The 16,964-nt window shown below is 60.4% G+C and carries 18 protein-coding genes; 9 read left to right on the top strand and 9 right to left on the bottom strand.

The window, feature by feature from the left end; all coding sequences use genetic code 11:
• Positions 1 to 244 precede the first annotated feature (244 nt).
• A complete protein-coding gene (locus FHW37_RS25745; protein ID WP_145641566.1) occupies positions 245 to 697 on the top strand; it encodes a DUF892 family protein in 453 nt (150 codons plus the stop codon).
• Between the two features lie 438 nt (positions 698 to 1,135).
• On the opposite strand, the gene FHW37_RS25750 is transcribed toward FHW37_RS25745, so the two are convergent.
• Together FHW37_RS25750 and FHW37_RS33705 are read right to left on the bottom strand one after the other, a co-directional pair.
• Positions 1,136 to 1,333: a helix-turn-helix domain-containing protein gene (locus FHW37_RS25750; RefSeq protein ID WP_432442894.1), complete on the bottom strand. Its 198-nt coding sequence runs from the start codon at positions 1,331 to 1,333 to the stop codon at positions 1,136 to 1,138.
• Between the two features lie 57 nt (positions 1,334 to 1,390).
• Positions 1,391 to 1,537: a hypothetical protein gene (locus FHW37_RS33705; protein WP_186458391.1), complete on the bottom strand. Its 147-nt coding sequence runs from the start codon at positions 1,535 to 1,537 to the stop codon at positions 1,391 to 1,393.
• A 348-nt stretch (positions 1,538 to 1,885) separates the two neighbouring features.
• On the opposite strand from FHW37_RS33705, the gene FHW37_RS25755 reads away from it, so the two are divergent.
• Entirely contained in the window at positions 1,886 to 2,068 is a 183-nt protein-coding gene (locus FHW37_RS25755) for a hypothetical protein (RefSeq protein ID WP_145641568.1), read from the top strand.
• 6 nt (positions 2,069 to 2,074) lie between these two features.
• Positions 2,075 to 2,962, top strand: coding sequence for a hypothetical protein (locus FHW37_RS25760; protein WP_145641570.1), 888 nt, complete (start codon positions 2,075 to 2,077; stop codon positions 2,960 to 2,962).
• A gap of 73 nt (positions 2,963 to 3,035) precedes the next feature.
• Here FHW37_RS25760 and FHW37_RS25765 read toward each other — a convergent pair whose 3' ends face one another.
• The 3 genes from FHW37_RS25765 to FHW37_RS25775 form a co-directional block, all read right to left on the bottom strand.
• On the bottom strand, positions 3,036 to 3,377 hold the full coding sequence (locus tag FHW37_RS25765) for a response regulator (RefSeq protein WP_145641572.1): 342 nt from the start codon (positions 3,375 to 3,377) through the stop codon (positions 3,036 to 3,038).
• A gap of 7 nt (positions 3,378 to 3,384) precedes the next feature.
• Positions 3,385 to 4,887, bottom strand: a complete 1,503-nt coding sequence (locus FHW37_RS25770) for a sensor histidine kinase (RefSeq protein WP_145641574.1) — start codon at positions 4,885 to 4,887, stop codon at positions 3,385 to 3,387.
• Positions 4,888 to 4,958: 71 nt separating this feature from the next.
• Complete coding sequence (locus tag FHW37_RS25775; RefSeq protein ID WP_432442895.1) at positions 4,959 to 7,592, bottom strand: HWE histidine kinase domain-containing protein; 2,634 nt, start codon at positions 7,590 to 7,592, stop codon at positions 4,959 to 4,961.
• A 110-nt stretch (positions 7,593 to 7,702) separates the two neighbouring features.
• Here FHW37_RS25775 and FHW37_RS34680 point away from each other — a divergent pair, with 110 nt between their 5' ends.
• Complete coding sequence (locus FHW37_RS34680) at positions 7,703 to 8,017, top strand: DUF6036 family nucleotidyltransferase (protein ID WP_432442896.1); 315 nt, start codon at positions 7,703 to 7,705, stop codon at positions 8,015 to 8,017.
• 410 nt (positions 8,018 to 8,427) lie between these two features.
• Positions 8,428 to 8,796, top strand: coding sequence for a hypothetical protein (locus FHW37_RS25780; RefSeq protein ID WP_145641576.1), 369 nt, complete (start codon positions 8,428 to 8,430; stop codon positions 8,794 to 8,796).
• Between the two features lie 2 nt (positions 8,797 to 8,798).
• Here FHW37_RS25780 and FHW37_RS25785 read toward each other — a convergent pair whose 3' ends face one another.
• Both FHW37_RS25785 and FHW37_RS25790 read right to left on the bottom strand, forming a co-directional pair.
• Complete coding sequence (locus tag FHW37_RS25785) at positions 8,799 to 9,338, bottom strand: hypothetical protein (protein WP_145641578.1); 540 nt, start codon at positions 9,336 to 9,338, stop codon at positions 8,799 to 8,801.
• Positions 9,331 to 10,518 carry a DNA (cytosine-5-)-methyltransferase gene (locus FHW37_RS25790; RefSeq protein WP_145641580.1) on the bottom strand — a complete coding sequence of 396 codons (1,188 nt, stop codon included), beginning with the start codon at positions 10,516 to 10,518 and terminating at the stop codon, positions 9,331 to 9,333. Before FHW37_RS25790 ends, FHW37_RS25785 begins: the two co-directional genes overlap by 8 nt.
• A gap of 850 nt (positions 10,519 to 11,368) precedes the next feature.
• Between FHW37_RS25790 and FHW37_RS25795 the strand changes: the two genes are divergently transcribed.
• The 4 genes from FHW37_RS25795 (at position 11,369) to FHW37_RS25810 (ending at position 16,162) form a co-directional block, all read left to right on the top strand.
• Positions 11,369 to 11,746 carry a hypothetical protein gene (locus tag FHW37_RS25795; RefSeq protein WP_210249320.1) on the top strand — a complete coding sequence of 126 codons (378 nt, stop codon included), beginning with the start codon at positions 11,369 to 11,371 and terminating at the stop codon, positions 11,744 to 11,746.
• Positions 11,747 to 11,897: 151 nt separating this feature from the next.
• Positions 11,898 to 13,532 carry an HWE histidine kinase domain-containing protein gene (locus FHW37_RS25800; protein WP_145641584.1) on the top strand — a complete coding sequence of 545 codons (1,635 nt, stop codon included), beginning with the start codon at positions 11,898 to 11,900 and terminating at the stop codon, positions 13,530 to 13,532.
• 49 nt (positions 13,533 to 13,581) lie between these two features.
• Entirely contained in the window at positions 13,582 to 13,938 is a 357-nt protein-coding gene (locus tag FHW37_RS25805; protein WP_145641586.1) for a response regulator, read from the top strand.
• 484 nt (positions 13,939 to 14,422) lie between these two features.
• Positions 14,423 to 16,162, top strand: coding sequence for an FAD/NAD(P)-binding protein (locus FHW37_RS25810; RefSeq protein ID WP_246690907.1), 1,740 nt, complete (start codon positions 14,423 to 14,425; stop codon positions 16,160 to 16,162).
• Here FHW37_RS25810 and FHW37_RS25815 read toward each other — a convergent pair.
• Complete coding sequence (locus FHW37_RS25815; protein ID WP_145641590.1) at positions 16,102 to 16,830, bottom strand: MOSC domain-containing protein; 729 nt, start codon at positions 16,828 to 16,830, stop codon at positions 16,102 to 16,104. The two genes, FHW37_RS25810 and FHW37_RS25815, sit on opposite strands and share 61 nt — an antisense overlap.
• Positions 16,817 to 16,963 carry a hypothetical protein gene (locus FHW37_RS33710; protein WP_186458389.1) on the bottom strand — a complete coding sequence of 49 codons (147 nt, stop codon included), beginning with the start codon at positions 16,961 to 16,963 and terminating at the stop codon, positions 16,817 to 16,819. The genes FHW37_RS25815 and FHW37_RS33710 overlap by 14 nt, the downstream gene beginning before the upstream one ends.
• Position 16,964: the final 1 nt, after the last annotated feature.

Below are 16,964 nucleotides of genomic sequence, written 5' to 3' on the forward strand. Positions count from 1 at the left end.
TCCGAGTCGAAACGAATCAAATTTCAATGACTTAGGAATCCGCGTTCAGAGATTGATTCATGAGCTGCGGCTCTATCTCGGCGGGTTACGAGCGCTTGCAGTAGCGTCGTTTCCGGCGATCGACCACCCTGTCATTTGCAGTTTAACGCCCGCGTGTCCGGTAGCGTACGCTTCGCACCACCACTGGAACAACGCCGAGCCCTCGGGCATTGCCGGACACCCAGTCAACAAAGAGGAGAACCATATGGTCACCATGGTCGGCAACGAAGGCAGCATCGAAAAGCTCGTGAAGGATCTCATGTATCTCGAGCACGACGCGATCGCTGCATACGATTCATGCATCGAACGGCTCGACGACAAGACGCTTAGCGCGAAGATCGCGGATTTTAAGCAGGATCACCTGCAGCACGTCGCCACACTGACGGAGATGGCTCGCGAGCTCGGCATCGATGCGCCGACGGAAGGCGACATGAAGCAGATGCTGACGACGGGCAAGATCGCGCTCGCCGACCTGATGGGCGACAAGGCGATCCTGAAAGCGATGAAGACGAACGAAGACGATACGGTCACGGCCTACGAGCGGGCCACCCGTCACGAAGACGCGATCCCGGAGTCGAAGGCTTTCTTTATGAAGGCCCACCTGGACGAGGAGCGTCATCGGGCATGGATGAGCTCAACGGCCGACACCCTGTCTTGAAGCCGCTGACCCGCGGTTTCATCTAGGGTGAACCACCGAAAAGCTTGGCCGACATTACGACATGACAGTCGCAGGTGCCGGCCCCGCGGTGAGGAGGGCGCTCCGTCATGACGACGTCGAGCGCCCTCTGCGTATTCGACAGTGTTGCAACGTAACGAACCAACACGCGGTTCGTGAGATCAGAGGAGGCGTTGCAGCACCGCCTATAGTTGCTCGGTCGCATGCCAGGTTTCGGCGGGACCGAGCAACGTCGTAGCCAATCGTAGCTCCGGATAATGTCGGCAACCTCACCGTCGTGGCCCAGAAAGCGAAACGGTCGGCAAGGTGAAGCCTGCCGAGCATATGTGCCTTCCGTCTGGAGTTGCCGCCGCGGTGTAACGCCCCGACGGCAATTTGCAAAGGCGACCGTAGGTGGACGAACTAGAACGCGTTTAACGCTTATCGAAGAGCGTGCTCGATCCGCTCCACGTGTTGTTCTTGAGCTGGGATGCCGCGCTCTGCAGCATCGATCTCTTCGGTGGTCAGCCCCGTCGTGACTGCGACCTCCTCGAGCGAGTATCCCTTGGCAAGGCGCGCTTCCCGCAGTTTCGACGCGGGAGCGGCAATGTTCGAAACATGATCCATGTCGAAAACCATTCGTTGTTCGAGTTTTGCTAGTGACTGATGGCGGCGCCCGGCCGTAACCGCGAGCACCTATCTTTTCGAGGTCGTCTCTGCTGCCAGCCTCAGCTTACGCAGGCGCTCCGTCTTTTCTTCACGGCAGCGGCGCTCTTCATCGGCCGCCTCCTGCGCGATCGTGTTCGTGCGCTCGACCGCGGCCGCGCGCTGGCCGACGGTCAAGGTTCGTCTGATCCTTGAAACCATGATGTCCATCTATGTGAGTGGTGCCGGATATATGGTGATGAACCAGCCGTTCGGCAACGCATGGCTGCCCTCCGCTCAGCGCGTGGATCGCTATCTTGCACCCGGACGGCGCCGTTCTCATCTATCGGTCACACCCCGTATCGACGACCGCCGCCGCGACACCCCCTCTCCGTCGCGCGCAGTCGTCCGGGTGGATGAGGGCGCTCCCTGGAAACGGGTCGAGCGCCCTCTGCGTGACGGCGGGCCGGAGCCCGGACGCGTCCGGTGCTGAACCAACCGGAGCGGGCTGCGTTGTCTGGTCATGCCACCAGAAGGAGCCTGCCGATGGGCACGAACGATACGAATGCGACCCCGGAACAGCACCGCCCGGTCGACGTTCATCCGACCCCTTCCAATCCCGCGCCGGCCGACGAAGAATCCATGCCACCGACCTCGGTGCAGCCGGCAGACAAGAAGGACGAGAGCGAGCCGCCGATCGTCAATCCCGTGACGGGCGCCTCTCTGTAAGGAACCATGACCGCGACGCCTCAGCCCGAGACCGACGAGCCGCAGCACGAGACGATTTCCTTCGCCTTCGACAGGATGACCGTCGCCCGCTTCCGTGAGACCTTTCCGAACGCTCGATGGAGCGACGCCCTTCAGGCATGGACGGTGCCCGGAAGTACAGCACGGCGTCGCATCGACAGATGGCTGGCCTCGGAAGCCGATCGTAGGGCGCCGTACGAAGAGGAGAGGGGCCGCGACGCCTACGAGTTCGAACCCGTCCTCTCGCCGTATCTCGAAGTCATATCGACTGGCTTCCGCATCAAGACGCCGTTCTCGAGAACGGTCGTCGACGAACTCCGGCAGATACCCTTTGCCCGCTGGAACGGCGACGACAAAGTCTGGGAGGTTCCGTACGCCTCGTATGACGACCTTCAGCATCGATGGGAGTCCATTGAGGAGGGCGCGAAAAGAGCCGAACCAGAGGAGCGCCGGAAACGGGCCGAGGCGCGGAAGGGCACCGAGGAAGAGGTGAAGGCAAAGCGTCGGGCTTTGGAGCGAAAGAAGAAGCGGTTGCCTGTCCCGAGCGACGACCGGCCGCCGCTGGACAGGCCTGTAGCTACGGCTGCCTTCGGGATTGTCGTCATCACGGAGATCACTGGCGAGCTCGTCGATCCCGCGGAGGTAGCCGAGTATCATCCGGATGCCGACGACGAGCACATCTGGGCCGGAAGGCGGGCGCCCACTTTAGAAGAACTCGTGCAAACATGGCCGGCAAAAGCCGGGCCGGGGGAGTACGAGCGGCTTCGGGGATGGTGGCAGCCGCAGATCGAAGAGCTGCGGGCCGCTATTCGTTCTGCGAAATCCAGGGAACGGCGGCGGACCCGTCGCGAAGCCCATGCAACTTCAACCTCCTAGCTGCGCCTGCAACGCGAAGCTTGTCGGCGTTATGGTTTCACCTTGAGCAACGGTCTCCCATCACGTCACGTGTTCACAAGAGCCTCTGCAGCACCGCCTCTAGTTGCTGTGGAGCGAACGGCTTCTGCACCACCGGCGCATTGTGATAGCGTTCCGCCAGACCTGCCGAGCCGTATCCGCTCGCGAACACGAAGGGGATGCCTAGCTCGACCAGGCGGTCGGCCACCGGGAACGACAGGTTGCCCGCCAGGTTGATGTCCAGGATCGCGAAGTCGAAGGTTTCCGTCGCGACGGTCTCAAGTGCCGTCTCCAGCCTCATCGCCGGCCCGACGACCTCATGTCCCATGTCGGTGACCGCATCTTCGATCAGCATGGCGACAAGCATCTCGTCCTCGACGATCAGTATGCGCTTCATCTTCTGTTCAAACTCCCTCGACTACCGGCCTGTCGCTGATCGCCTCGAGGGACGTACTCAACTTGAACACAATGCCGGAGGACCGACGGACCAGCTCGGCGGTTCCGCGGAGTTCGCGAGGAAGCACCTGGAGGATCAGGCGAGAGCCGAAGCCCTTGCGTTCGCTTTCGAAGACCGCCGGGCCACCTTCTTCGGACCACACAAGCTCGAACTGCTCGTTTTCGTCCAGGTTCCAGTGAAGGTCGACAATGCCCGTGGGACTGGAGAGTGCGCCATACCTGGCGGCATTCGTCCCGAGCTCATGAAGTGCGAGCGCGATGGACATCGCCGCATGCGGCCCGACACGAATGTTCGGCCCCGAGATTCTGATGGCCTCACGACCCTCGATGCGGAACGCGTCCATCGAACTTTCGACCATGGTGAGCAGATCGGCGCTGTCCCAGTTCTCCTCGGTGAGAACGTTGTGCGCTCTGGACATGGCCAGTATGCGCGCGGTGATCGCCGCGGATGCCTCTTCCTTGGAATGCACCCCACGAAGTGTCTGCGACACGATGGACTGGATGGAGGCGAGGGTGTTCTTTACGCGGTGGTTCAGCTCGTTGATGAGCAGTCTCTGACGCTGTTCCGCCCGCACGCGCTCCGTCACGTCCGAGCCTTGCACGAAGATATGCGTGACGATTCCGGTCTCGTCGCGGATCGGCTGGTAGACGTAGTCGACAAAGCGTTCCTCTGGAGGCGCGTCGACTTCTCGCTGGAGATAGACGCGTTCGGAAAACCGTCTGACCGTCTGGCCCGTTGCAAAGACCTCGTCCAGCAGCTCGTAGTATCCTTGACCCGTCAGCTCCGGCAGTGCTTCGATGATCGTCTTACCGGCCACGTCACGCCCGCCGATCAGCTCACGGTATCCCGGATTTACGAGCTCGAACCTATGCTCCTTCCCGCTGAGCATCGCCATGAATGTCGGCGCCTGCTCGAAGAGACTTTGAAGCCGCTGGAACTCCTCCTTGTTTCTTCGCTCCGCCAGAACTCGGTCAGTCGTCTCGACGACGATGGCAATCACCCCTGCAGGCTTGCCCTCTTCGTCAGGGACCGGCGAATAGTCGAGGTCCATCCAGACCTGCTCGGGGTATCCTTTGCGGTGGAGCGTCAGCTCCTGGTCGCGGTAGGCGAGCGTCCGGCCCGACAGGCCGACATTCATGACGTTGTCGTTGAAGTCGGCGATCTCCGCCCAGCCTTCGCGCACGTTCGATCCGAACAGCGACGGATGCCGGTGCCCCGCGAACACGGAGTAGGCGTCATTGTAGATCATCACACCTGCTTCGCCCCAGAGCATCACGATCGGAACCGGCGACTGGAGCAGGAGGGCCGTGCTCGTCTTCAAGGACGGCGGCCACGACTCCACCGGACCTAGCGGTGTCGAGGCCCAGTCGTAGTTCCGGATGATGCCGGCAACCTCCCCATCGTTGCCGAGGAAGCGAAAGGGGTCGTCGAGGTCGAGCATGCTGGGCATAGGCATCTTCCGTTTCCAGTTCTCGCCGCGAAGGTAAGGCGGCCGCAAAACTTGGCAAGATTGGGGAGTTGCTAAGCGTCAGATTCCGCGCGAGCAACGCCCAGCGCTGCCGAAACTGCGCTCGCCAGCGCAGCCTGCGATACGGGCTTCCTAACCACGGGAATGGCTGAGAAGTCTGCCGGAATGTGCACGCCGTCGCGATAACCCGTCGCGAATACGTATGGAATGCCGCGCTTCTCAAGCTCCCTAGCGACATCCTCGGAAGTGGAAGATCCCAGGTTGAGATCGAGAACGGCACAGTTGGGTGATCCCTCGGCCAGAAGTTTCAATGCCGCGCCGACATTGGCCGCGGTCGAAACTTCCTCGGCGCCGAGCGACCTTAGCAGCTCCTCGGTATCCATCGCGATAAGCGACTGATCCTCGACAAGCAGGATGCTCATTCCATCCAACGGCGTGAAACTCTCTTCGTTCATGGCATGGTCGACAGGTGGGAGGTCGACGACCTCGCGCAAGTGTTGGCTCGGGATCGTGATATGGGCCTTTAGGCCTCCGGGAGCGAAGTCGATGTCAATGCTTCCACCAAGATCGTGCGAAACGGTCTTCTCGATCAAATTCGAACCGAAGCCGCGGCGTGTCGGTGCGACGACTTCCGGTCCGCCGCTTTCTTTCCAAGAGAGGTGGCAGTCGCCGTTTTCGGCTATCGACCAGGATATTTCCAGCCTGCCGGACGTGACTGAAAGGCTGCCGTACTTCGCCGCGTTGGTCATCATCTCGTGCAGAAGCAGGGCGAAGACGCCGAACGCACGTTCGGTTAGCCCGATGTGGTTTCCCGAGATCTGAATTCGATCAGGGAGTTTCGCGAACCGATGCATACCGGCCTCGGCTTCGATGAGGCCCTTGAGCTCGCCACCGTCGCGGCCGCCGAAGGACTGGTCATGCGCGAAGGAGAGAGCCCGGAGCCGCCCTTCGAACGACTTGGAGTATTCGTCGACCGACTGGGAATTTGCACCGGTCTGGGTCGCAATCGACTTCACCAGTGCAAGGATGTTCTTTACCCGGTGGTTCAGCTCCGAGTTCAGCAGCTTGCGCTGGCTCTCAGTCCGCTCGCGCTGTTCCTCGGTGGCGTCGTTGTGCGAAAGCATCACGTCCCGGACATATCCCCTGATGGAATCGGCAACGACGACGTCGGCTTTCGACCAAGGGAGGGACTTGTGCCTGACGTCTTCCCTCCAGGTGTCGAAGCTGCCGCGCGGCGACAGTCTCACGCCGTTTTCGGTGAGTTCCTCCTTCTTCCGAGGCTCTCCGGCCCATTCGATTTGGTGAGCCTCCTCGCTTCGGAAGAACACTAGGAAGTCCGGCGAAGAGACGGAGATCGGGATCGCAAGGACGCCTGCGACCCGCGTGCCGTATTCCTCGGCATTCCCCGTCTCCGACTGGAGATCCTGCGTGTCCCAGATGCTGCGACCCGCCTTCTCGACGATGACTTCCATCAGTCGGGGGATCGCGGATTCCGACGGCGAGACCCCGTACGCGGCCCACTCTCCACGCGACCACAGACCCGCCCCGTCGCTGGCGATCAGGGAGGAAAATGCTCGAAGCCGTCTGCGAAGAGTGACTTCGACCGGGTCGGCGGGATCGACGCCCGCGATGATGGCATCAAGACGACTGCGTGTCGCGGCGGCGGACGCCTGCTGTTCGCGATGCTCGATGGCGGCCACATGCAGCGAGAAGTACTGTGCAAAAAGCTCGGTCGCCACGCGCAGCGGTATGGAAAGCCATTTCGGCGTGTTGTGATGGCAGGCGATCAGGCCCCAGAGCTGGCCGTCCACGACGATCGAGATCGACATCGAGGCGGCAACGCCCATGTTTCGCAGGTACTCGCAGTGGATGGGCGAGACGCTTCGAAGATGGGCGAACGATAGGTCCACTGCCGGATCGCCTTCAGCGATTTTCGGAAGGAGCGGCACGGGGGTGAACGACGCGTCGCCGATCACGCGGATCCAGTTCTTGACGTAAAGCTTACGTGCCTGAACGGGGATGTCGGATACAGGAAAGTGCTGCCCGAGGAAGCTTCCGAGCGAAGGATCCTTTGCTTCCGCGATCACCCGGCCGGCACCGTTGTGCAGAAACCTGTAGACCATCACGCGGTCATAACCGAGCATCGCGCGTACGAGCCGCGCGACCGACTTGAACAGCGGATCGAATTCCCGGTAGCCGTCCACCCGGCGGATAAGCGACTGTGTCAGGTGAAGGGCGACTTCCGTATCTTCGGGAGACGCGGGCCGCTCGAGCTCGAGAAAGGTCCGGCCTTCGTATCTGTGGGCGGTGATGTCCGCAACGCTCGCGCCGTCCGAGAGCTTCGCCTTGAGCACGACGCCCGCGATCTGGCCCGCTCCGGCCCGAGCGACGGCGTTGCCTATGTCATGGGCGACGGTCGAACCGACCAGATCGGCAAGCTCCGCCCCGACATATTCGCGGTTTGTATCGCCCAGAAACTCGTTGATGTTCTCGGAGACGAACGAGACCATCCCTTGCTCGTTCAGGACGATCATTGCTCCGTGAGGCTGGATGCTGCCCGGAATGTGGATGGGTTCTCGATCGCAATTGGTGAGATCGACTTTGGACCTATCATAACTCAACGGCGAACATCCTGCTTTCTCGATGGGGTGGGCATGCTGTCTGCCATAGCGTCCGAAGGCCAGCAACCGCTAACGGCGTGTATACGATTGATTTGGGGTATCGGATTATCGGAAATGCTGCTCGAACAAGTAGGTGCCGTGACCGCTGGATCAATGCTCAGAGGTCTATTATTGTTATGCGGATACCAAACCGCCTTTTTGGATACCTGAGCAACTTCGACGAGACCCATGGGTTCTACATCGACGGATGCGATGAGACTACGGCGCGACTTCCGCCGGACTGGCAAAAGAGAGCCGTTTACAAGACCATCACTGCGCGTGGAAGGAAGGTCGAACTCATCGCTCCCTCGATCGAGGACATACCGCTTTCAAAGCTGGTCAGGCTAGTGGAGAAGGACCGGGGATGGATCTCTTCTCTTCATTCATCGAGACCAGTCGACAAGCCAGCCATCATTGAGCGTATGAGCGCTCCGGCATCGCTTCTGACGTAGTCGCGAAGGCCGAGCAATTTCTAGGAGCGCTTCCCGATCTTCCACCTCAAAAGAAACGTCTGCCTGCAGCGATACCCGATTACCCGCGCGAAACACATTGCGCCTTCTTCACGCCTGAAACGAACACTGTCTCTATCAGGAAGTGGGACCCGTTGAAGAGGGTCTACAACCAGGATCCTTCGGCGGAAGTGGGACGTTCCCGCTGGACGCTGCTTCAGTCACGCGATCCGGGGGTTGGTCGAGTGCCAGGAAAAGGTTCCTGAAATGAACGTCGTCATCAGGGTGAAAACTCGCGTTTCGGCCATTCGTGACGAATACCCGCAACCTTTGAACCAAGCTTTTCGCTCTCTCTCGCGATGTCATATTTGCGCCGGCAACTTCTTACGCCGACCATAGGAGGCCATAATGGAGTGGTAGAAAAGATGAATTTGCGTGAAATCGATTACCGCGGCGTCTCCGGCCGCGATAAGGCGAAATTGAAGGTTATCGAAAGCTCTCTCCGGTCAGGGCTATCCCGGACAGCACAGCGCTTCATCGAACGCTTCGAACCTTCGATCATTGCTTGCTCCCAGCCCGCAGCCGCCTCCATCCTAGAGGAGCTGATCCGCTACCTCTCGCAGGTGAAGCAGGCCGAAGAGCAATACGGGTACGGCGCGATGCTCGACTACTCGCGACCCGTGGTTAAGTCGCTTCTGAGCGCGAAAAAGTTTGACGGAGAACCCGCAATAACGTTGGACATGGTGAAGGCGAGGGACCGGCGGCTCGCAAATGCCGCCTGACATCAAAGCGACAAGGTTGTCACCCGCTCGGCGACTTCTTCGATCAGTTCAAGTCGGTTTTCGTCGACCTCGCCCGCTTCGTCGAAGTGCGACCATGGTTCAACGGAGTTGAGGTCGTATGCGAGTCCCAGCGCGGCTTCGGACATCACATCTATAAGGTCGAAGTTGTCGTCGAGGTCATCGTCTATTTCATGCAAAAGGTCTCCTAATACTTCGAGCGTCCCGTAGCTTGCGTCGTCTTCTTCGTCCCCGAAAACGAAAACGAGAAGCTCTCCATTTTCGTCTCGAACCACGCCAAGCTGCGCGCGTGCATAGCGCACTGCCTCAGCGCCTCGCACGGCTTCCTCTACAAGGAGCCTCGCATGCTCGGAACCGCGGACGGGCCTCGCCGTGCCGTCGGGGTAGCAGAGCCGGTAGAGACGTTTTCCGTCGACGATCCGACGTTGAAGCCTGTATCCCGAAGGCAACAAGGACAGCGGCACGCTGCACCACTCTTCTGAACTCTTCAGCCGCGCACCAAAGCGGGGGACAAAATTAAACATTCGATGCAGTACTCTCTTTTCTTTCTACGTCGCGGATCGGTCTAGGAGGCGATCGATCGATGTCAAGCGATGGCACCTCGTTTCCCGAAGGAGAAGCGGGCACCCCCATCATCGCCTCCCAGTCGATCTCCCACCCCTTGAGCGCCGACAGCATCGCCAGCCCCATCGCCTGCGCCACTGCCGGCACGACGGCATTCCCGATCTGGTCGGCCACCGGCCCGAGGCCGCCGATGAACCTCCAGTCGTCGGGGAAACCTTGCAGTCTGGCACGCATGCGGTTCGTCAAACCGGGCACGAATCCATCGTGGGATGCTTCATCGTCGGTCGGCGCCGCTTTCGCCGGAGGGGCGTAACGAATCCCTCGCGCTTCCGCACGGATCGCCTCTCCGTCGCGCGGGCTTCCCTGGTATTTTCGAATGGTATCGGCCCGATAGTCGCGATCCTTCATGGACTGCAGCCATGCCTCCGCACCCGACCAGCCGTTTTCGCCCATCAGATCGGCGAGGACGACACCCACGTTCGTAGTGAGTTCAGGAAACTTCCTAGGCATGCGGAAGCTATCTCCCAGGTCTTTGCGTATCCCGACGAACATGATCCGCGAGCGGTTCTGCGCGACGCCGTAGTCCTTCGCGTCGATGCGGTGGATTTCCGTCGCATATCCGGCCTTCGAGAACTGCCGCAGCAGGAAGGCCACATAGTCCGCGTGCCGCGAGTGCAGCAGGCCCTCGACGTTCTCGAAGAGGAAGGCCTTAGGCGCGATCTCACGCACCGCACGCACGCCTTCCATCATCAGATCGTTCTCGTCGTGGCGGCCCTTCTTCTGGCCGGACGTGCTGAACGGCGTGCACGGCAATCCGCCGGTCAGGAGGTCGATGCGTTGATCCCGATACGGCTTGAAGTCCACCTTGCGGAGGTCTGCTGCGATCACGGGCCAGTTCGGCCGGTTCGCCTTCAATGTGGCTACCGCGTTCTTGTTGAATTCGACGAGGGCGACGTGCTCGAAGCCTGCGCGTTCCAGCCCAAGCGCCAGATAGGGGCGGCAGCTCGGCATAGGCCTTGCGCGGCCTTGGATCGAACGACACCCGTGCTTCGCCGGTGACAGCCTGGAGCGCGCTAGTCTCCATCGGCCCGATTGCGGCAATCTTTCCAGATGCAATGCCGCCCAACACCCGGTGCGCATTCGCGATCCGGTACTGGGCAGACATGCGTCGCACTGAGGCGAGGGCGGGCTGCTCTGCGCCGAACAAAGATTCGAACTCGGCAAGAAGCATCCCGGCTTGATCGCGAAGGCCCGCTTGCACGACGATGAGTCCTTCCTTGCCCCCGCGATAATGCAGCCGCAGGTCGCCTATAAAGGACGACACCTTCGTCTCGAAGGACAGAATTGAATTCTTCACGTGCTTCCTTGCGGCGTCCGAGACGATCTTCCTGTTCGCCGCCGTCAGGGCATCGGCCGGCGTCAGCTTCGCCGCAGCGAGCCGCCTCCGAATACCGGCGATGTCCTTCGTGTCGATCCGGGCGCCGATCTCCATCCTTTCCAGGACTTCCCGCCGGGTATCGGGGTCGGCGGCAACCAACGCCTTGATGACAGGAAAGGAAGCGCGAGTCCTTTCAAGGACATCCTCGCTTCCCTTCAAGGTCGTCGCAAATCCCAGGTAGGTCGAGAGCTCGCTGGCCGCGAGATTGCAGCGTGTCTTCAGGAAGGCTTTCACATCGGCGGCCGGCACGACGTCTGTCAGCTTTCCGATCTCGGCGGACATCTGCAGAACCTTGTCGGTCATCTGCTCCTGAAGCTGGATGATCCGGTTCATTGCGGCGGAAAGCGCCTGCGCCTTCGGGTCGATGTCGGCCATTGGAGTGTCCCCTTTCGGGACGTCCTTACGACATCGGATCTTTCAGGGCCGGTAAGCGGATTGGTAAAATCATATCGAAATCCGAGGATTCGACGCACCTGTTCGAGTTAATAATCTCGAAGTGACTCGGCGCTACGTACTAAGGGCAAAACCCCTGTATTACTCCGGTGACCGATGATGTTCTCCGCACCGCCTCTTGAAGGATTCGTCGTCATTGTCCAGCACGAGACGGACGTCGCCCGTCGTCTCGAAGCAGCTCTCTCCCATGCCGGCGCGACGGTCTTCATCGCCTCCAGAGCGTGGGAGACCGTCGAGCTCCGCAAGAAGTACGACGCCCAGCTCGTCGTGTTCGACAGCCATGACGCAGATGGGGAGGCCAACGAACCCGTCGTCGTCGACGCTCGTCTGATGGCGAACGTCGGCGCCATCAGGTATTCGGCGGAAGTCGAAGGACTCCCGGAGCTGATGTCCTTCGGCACATGGATAGATATCGTCCGGCCGACGGCGGACGTCGTGGCGGCCGCCGTCGAGTGGCGGCGTGTGCTGGGAGCGTAGCGTCGGTTCTGCGGCGGGACAGCTTAGCGTGGTGATCTTCGCTTCGAGCGCACGAATACGCCGGAGAAATGGTATCGAAGATCTGGCCGCGCTGCACCCTCTACTCATGCCAGAGCCATCATGCTAACTAGGCCGGAGAAGGGGATTCCGGATGAAGTTCAAGCTAGTCGCGGTCGCGGTCGCCGCGCTTGTCCCAGTGGTCGGGATGCTGGGCTATGGCGAATACGCGATCCGCCAGGAGCGTGGCGCGGAGGTTCGCGCGCAGGCCGCGCAGGCGGCACGTCAGGCGTCTTCTGAGGTCGACCGCATCGTCGAAGGACTACGTTCGCTTCTTCTCGCCGTGACGTCGATGCCGTCGGTCCGGCATTTGGATGCCCCGACGTGCGACGAGGCCCTGAACTCGCTGGCGGGCAATGTGCCCAACATCCGCACTATCTTCGTGCTCCGACCTGACGGGAGTCCTGTCTGCGGTAGCATGGAGATCCCGGCTGGTACCACGTTCGCCGACCGAAAGTACTTCCATCAGGCCATCGAGACAAAGGCGTTTGTCGTCGGTACTTACACTAAGAGCAAGCTAAGCGGCGAGGCGGTCCTGCCGCTGGCCATGCCACTCGTGGAGGACGGCGCCGTCGTCGCTGTCGTGGTGAGCGGCATCCGCCTCGACTGGCTCCAGAATCGGATCACCGAGCGTGGCGTCGCGCCAGGCAATGCCGTGACGCTTGCGGACGGCGAGGGGACGATCGTCGCGCGCGTGCCCCTCCCGGAACGTTTCGTCGGGACGGTAATCCCTGACGGCTTCCTCAAGCTCATCCATGCCGAGCAACCGGGCGTCGTGGAAGTCCGAAGCCAGGACGGAACGGAACGGGTGCTCGGTTACCGCCCCATCGCGTTACCGAGCAGCCCGTTGTACGTCAGCGCCGGCTTTTCTACCGGTGAAGCGTTCGCCCCCATCAACAGGTCTACGATCATAAACGCGCTCGGCATCGCATGGGGCGCTCTCGTCGCTCTGGTGTTGTCCTTCTACGTTGGCAACCGGGTCATTCTCGCACCAATCTCCCGGATCGGAGACGTCATGCGACATTGGAAGGCCGGCAACACCGAAGCCCGCACGGGGATGAAGCATTCCGACGAACTTCACGCTGTCGGTGCCGCGCTCGACGATCTGCTCGACCAGCTCGACGCCCGTCGATCCGAAGCCGAGCGCTCCGAGGAGGAGCGCATGCTTCTCGTCCGCGAGCTTGCCCACCGCGTCAAGAATGGATTCGCGCTTGTCCAGGCGATTTCCCGCCAGACGTTCGCCCGTTCCGAACCGGAGAGATACCGGTCCTTCTCGGAAAGACTGACAGCACTCGCAGGAACCTACGATCTAATCCTTGCAAGGGAAGGATCGGCCTCTTCAATCAAGGACGTCGTGCAGGCAGCCCTGAAGGCGCACGCCTCGGATGCTGGACGGATTTCTTTCGACGGCCCGGACGTCGTCCTTCCTGCCGACGTGGCCCTTCCTCTGTCGCTCGTCCTCCACGAACTTGCGACGAACGCCATCAAGTATGGAAGTTTGGGTGTCGACAATGGAACAGTATGCATAACGTGGGCTGCCGACGGTGGCCGAGTCGACCTCCGATGGGTTGAGGCTGGCGGGCCGCCTGTCACGGCGCCGACGAGCAAAGGGTTCGGCAGCGTCCTAATCGAGCGCGCCTTTCCATCGACGTTTAATCCAAGATCGACCGTCGACTTCCGGCCGGACGGACTTCATTTCGACATTAGTTTCGGTTGCGCGGAACCATGATCAGTCTTTTACGTGCCGTGCGACTGGTGAGCGATAGGCAGGAAGATTTATGCCGTATAGAGTGCTAGTAGTGGAAGACGAACCACTTGTGAGAATGCTTGCCGTAGACGTGGTTGAAGAGGCGGGTTTCGAAGCTGTGGAGGCATCTAACGCGGACGAGGCCCTCGAGCTCCTCGAAAGTATGCCGGATATTCGGCTGATTTTCACGGATATAGACATGCCCGGTTCGATGGATGGCCTACGTCTTGCGGCGACCGTGCGTGATCGTTGGCCGCCGGTTCGCATCATCGTGGTATCTGGGAAGCAGCGTCCGAGCGCTGCGGAACTTCCTGATGGGATCTTTTTCCCGAAACCGTACGACGTCGGCAAGGTCTGTCGGACCATGCAGGGGATGCTGGCAGCGTGATGCGAGATTTCATTCAATTGTCCTGATGCTCCGAGATGGGGCTTGGCCATGGTGCCTGCGCTAGCATTTTTTCTTTCCTCGATTAGCGGCAGGAGACTCTCCTGATAGGGTCGCCCACCGTGGGCGGCGACCATTCCTCCTTGTGCTCTGTCCGATAGCGTACGTTGTGCGCCTCAGGGGAACAGAAGAGAGGGTGCTGCATTGCTTGATACTCGAACAAGCGAAAGGGAGGAAGGGCATGATCACCATGGTCGGCGACGAAAATACCATTGAGAAGCTCGTCACTATCCATCTGTATCTCGAACCCTTGTCATGGAAACAGCGAGCCTGCGATCGGGATGTCACCCCTTGAATCACGATGTCGCCCACTTTCAAGCGGCAGTTTCAATAACGCGTGGAGCTAGCTGATAATACCCCATGATTTTGGGCGAAAGAAAGCCCGCCCGGTGCCCCCCACATTACCAGTATATTTTGAGCGACCATCATGACCCGTGTAGCTATCATCGGATCCGGCCCAACGGGCATCTATACTCTAAAGGGCCTCGTCACCTCCCCCACGCCGCTTTCTATCACCATCTTCGAAGAGACGCCTGACGCGGGGAAAGGGACGCCGTACCACCCGGCTGTGAATGACCGCGCTATGCTTGCGAACATCGCCAGTATAGAGCTCCCACCGATCGAACAGAGCCTTGTCCAATGGCTGCGGTCTCAATCGGTCACCCGTCTTCAGGAGTTAGGCATTGGCGTCGACGACATCGGCGAGAGAGAATTCTACCCACGCGTCGTCCTGGGAGAGTTTTTCGCATCGCAGTTCTGGGCTCTCGTCAGTCGAGGCCTTGCCGCGGGGCATACGATAGACGTCAAGCCGAGCCATCGCATTCTCGACATCCGCCTTAACAGCTCCTCTATCACGCTCTCATACGAAAGCCGCTGCGGAGACGAGGAGGGGGCCATGGAGTTCGATCACGTTGTAATGGCAACCGGACACGACTGGCCAGAGAACACCGAGACGTCACCTGGCTACTTCTCCTCGCCGTGGCCTGCAAGCGCGATCAAGAGGATCGGCGCCGTCGGTGTCGGCATTCTCGGAACCTCCCTGAGCGGAATCGACGCCGTAGTATCGGTCTCGACGGCGCACGGAATGTTTCTTCGCGACGAGGCAGGTACGCTGCGATACGAGGCCCGCCCAGATGCCGCGGCCTTTCACATGACAATGATGTCGCGGAAGGGGTTGCTACCCGAGGCAGACTTTTACTGCCCTATCCCCTACATGCCACTGCGCTACTGCACCAAAGATGAAGTCCAGCGTTTGATCGTCGAGAAACCGGACCGACTGCTCGACGAGATATTCGAACTCTTCAAGCGCGAGCTCGCCGACGCGGATCCGGATTACGCCGCTCGCACCGGCATCGCCCTGGCAACGGTTGAGGACATCGCCGACCGATACTTCGCCGCGCGGGTGTCGGCAGAGCCTTTCGCGTGGGCGGCCCGCAACCTTTCCGAGGCTAAGCAAAACAAGCAGCAGCGCGTCACGGTCGAGTGGCGTTACGCTATTCTTCGCATGCATGAGGTCATCGCTCTAGCCGTACCGCATTTCAGTGCGGACGACCTGAAGCGCTTTCACGAGCATTTCAAGACAGTGTTTGTCGACGACTATGCAACGGTGCCCCACGAGTCGGTCGAGCGCCTGCTGGCGCTCCGCGCGGCAGGAAAGCTCGATGTCCTGGCGCTTGGCGACGACTACGAGATTGAACGTTCAGAAAACGTGCCGGGCGTAACGCTGAAGATGGGCAAGGACACGATCTCGTTCGCCGCTTTCATCGACGCCACCGGCCAGCACGCGCTCTCCGCGTCTGACTTGCCGTTTCCAAGCCTCCGGCAGCCGGGGGCACTTCAGGAAGCGATGACGAACGAGGTGGCCGCCGATGGCGATGTCAACGTCCGGCGAACCGGTGGCATCGATATTGACGACGAGTTTCGCCCGCGGGTGTCCGGCGACGTGAGCAATAGGCTCTACTGCGTCTCTGTCCCGTTCCTGCTTCACAAGCTTCCATTCGTACAGGGTATCACCAGTGCGCACGAAATGGGCGTCAAGGTTTCGAAAGCGATCATCCGATCGGCGACGGCGACGGCGACGGGAGAACTGTCGTTGATTGGTGCAGGTCACGATGGGGTCAATTCGGCTCCGACAGCGATTGCGCCGTCCCCGGAGACGGCGGCGTAGACGCCGAAGCAGCGCGATCTTTGTCGCACGATCGTTCGAAGAATTTCGGCATCTTCGGTAAGTCCATCCTGTGCGATCATCGTCATTCCGCACCGTTTCGTTTTCTCAGTGATCGTCATCGACCGGTCGCCAATGGCGAACCGGCTGCCGACGGCAATATTCTCGAGGCTGCCACCCTCAATGACGACGTTGGGTCGGAACCGGCGGGCGTCGATGGTCGTGTCTGGAAGAGCCGACTGCAAAGCGTGCATCTCCTCGGCGAAAACGATGTGAAGAGGGGCGATTTCGTAGCGCGAACGGACTTCGATTTCGCCGTCGTGAGCAACTACCGACGCACCGCTCGAGCGCACACCGCAACGGAACCCAAAGTGTTCTGAAAGGGCGTCGTCGAGCCGCTCGTCATCCAAAGCGAAAGTCCAGTGGGAACCGTTGACGAATACGCTGCCATCCCGAGATGCCGCTGAAAGTTGCAGTGCCTGCCGCCAGCGGGCTGATTTCTCGGGCGCGGCTGTTTCACCTGTCGTCAAATCGATTAGGAATGATGAGCGATCACCGAAAACGCCGGATTCATTGAAGTCCAAACGGCCTGTTTCGTAGCCGCCGATGGAGGCGACCGGATACCGCCAGAGCTGCGAAACGATCATCGGGCAGCCGTCATTCTGCTTCAAAGGCTTTTTGCAGCGCTCGGCGCGCCTCCCGGAGCCTCGCTGTCTTCGCGTCTCGCGCCGCAGCCTGAGCCTTGATGATCTCCGAGGCGACCCGATCGGTCTCCTGTCTCCTCTCGGTCATCGCTTTTGTCATG

This window comes from Neorhizobium alkalisoli, from assembly GCF_007829835.1.
Classification (GTDB): Bacteria; Pseudomonadota; Alphaproteobacteria; order Rhizobiales; family Rhizobiaceae; genus Neorhizobium.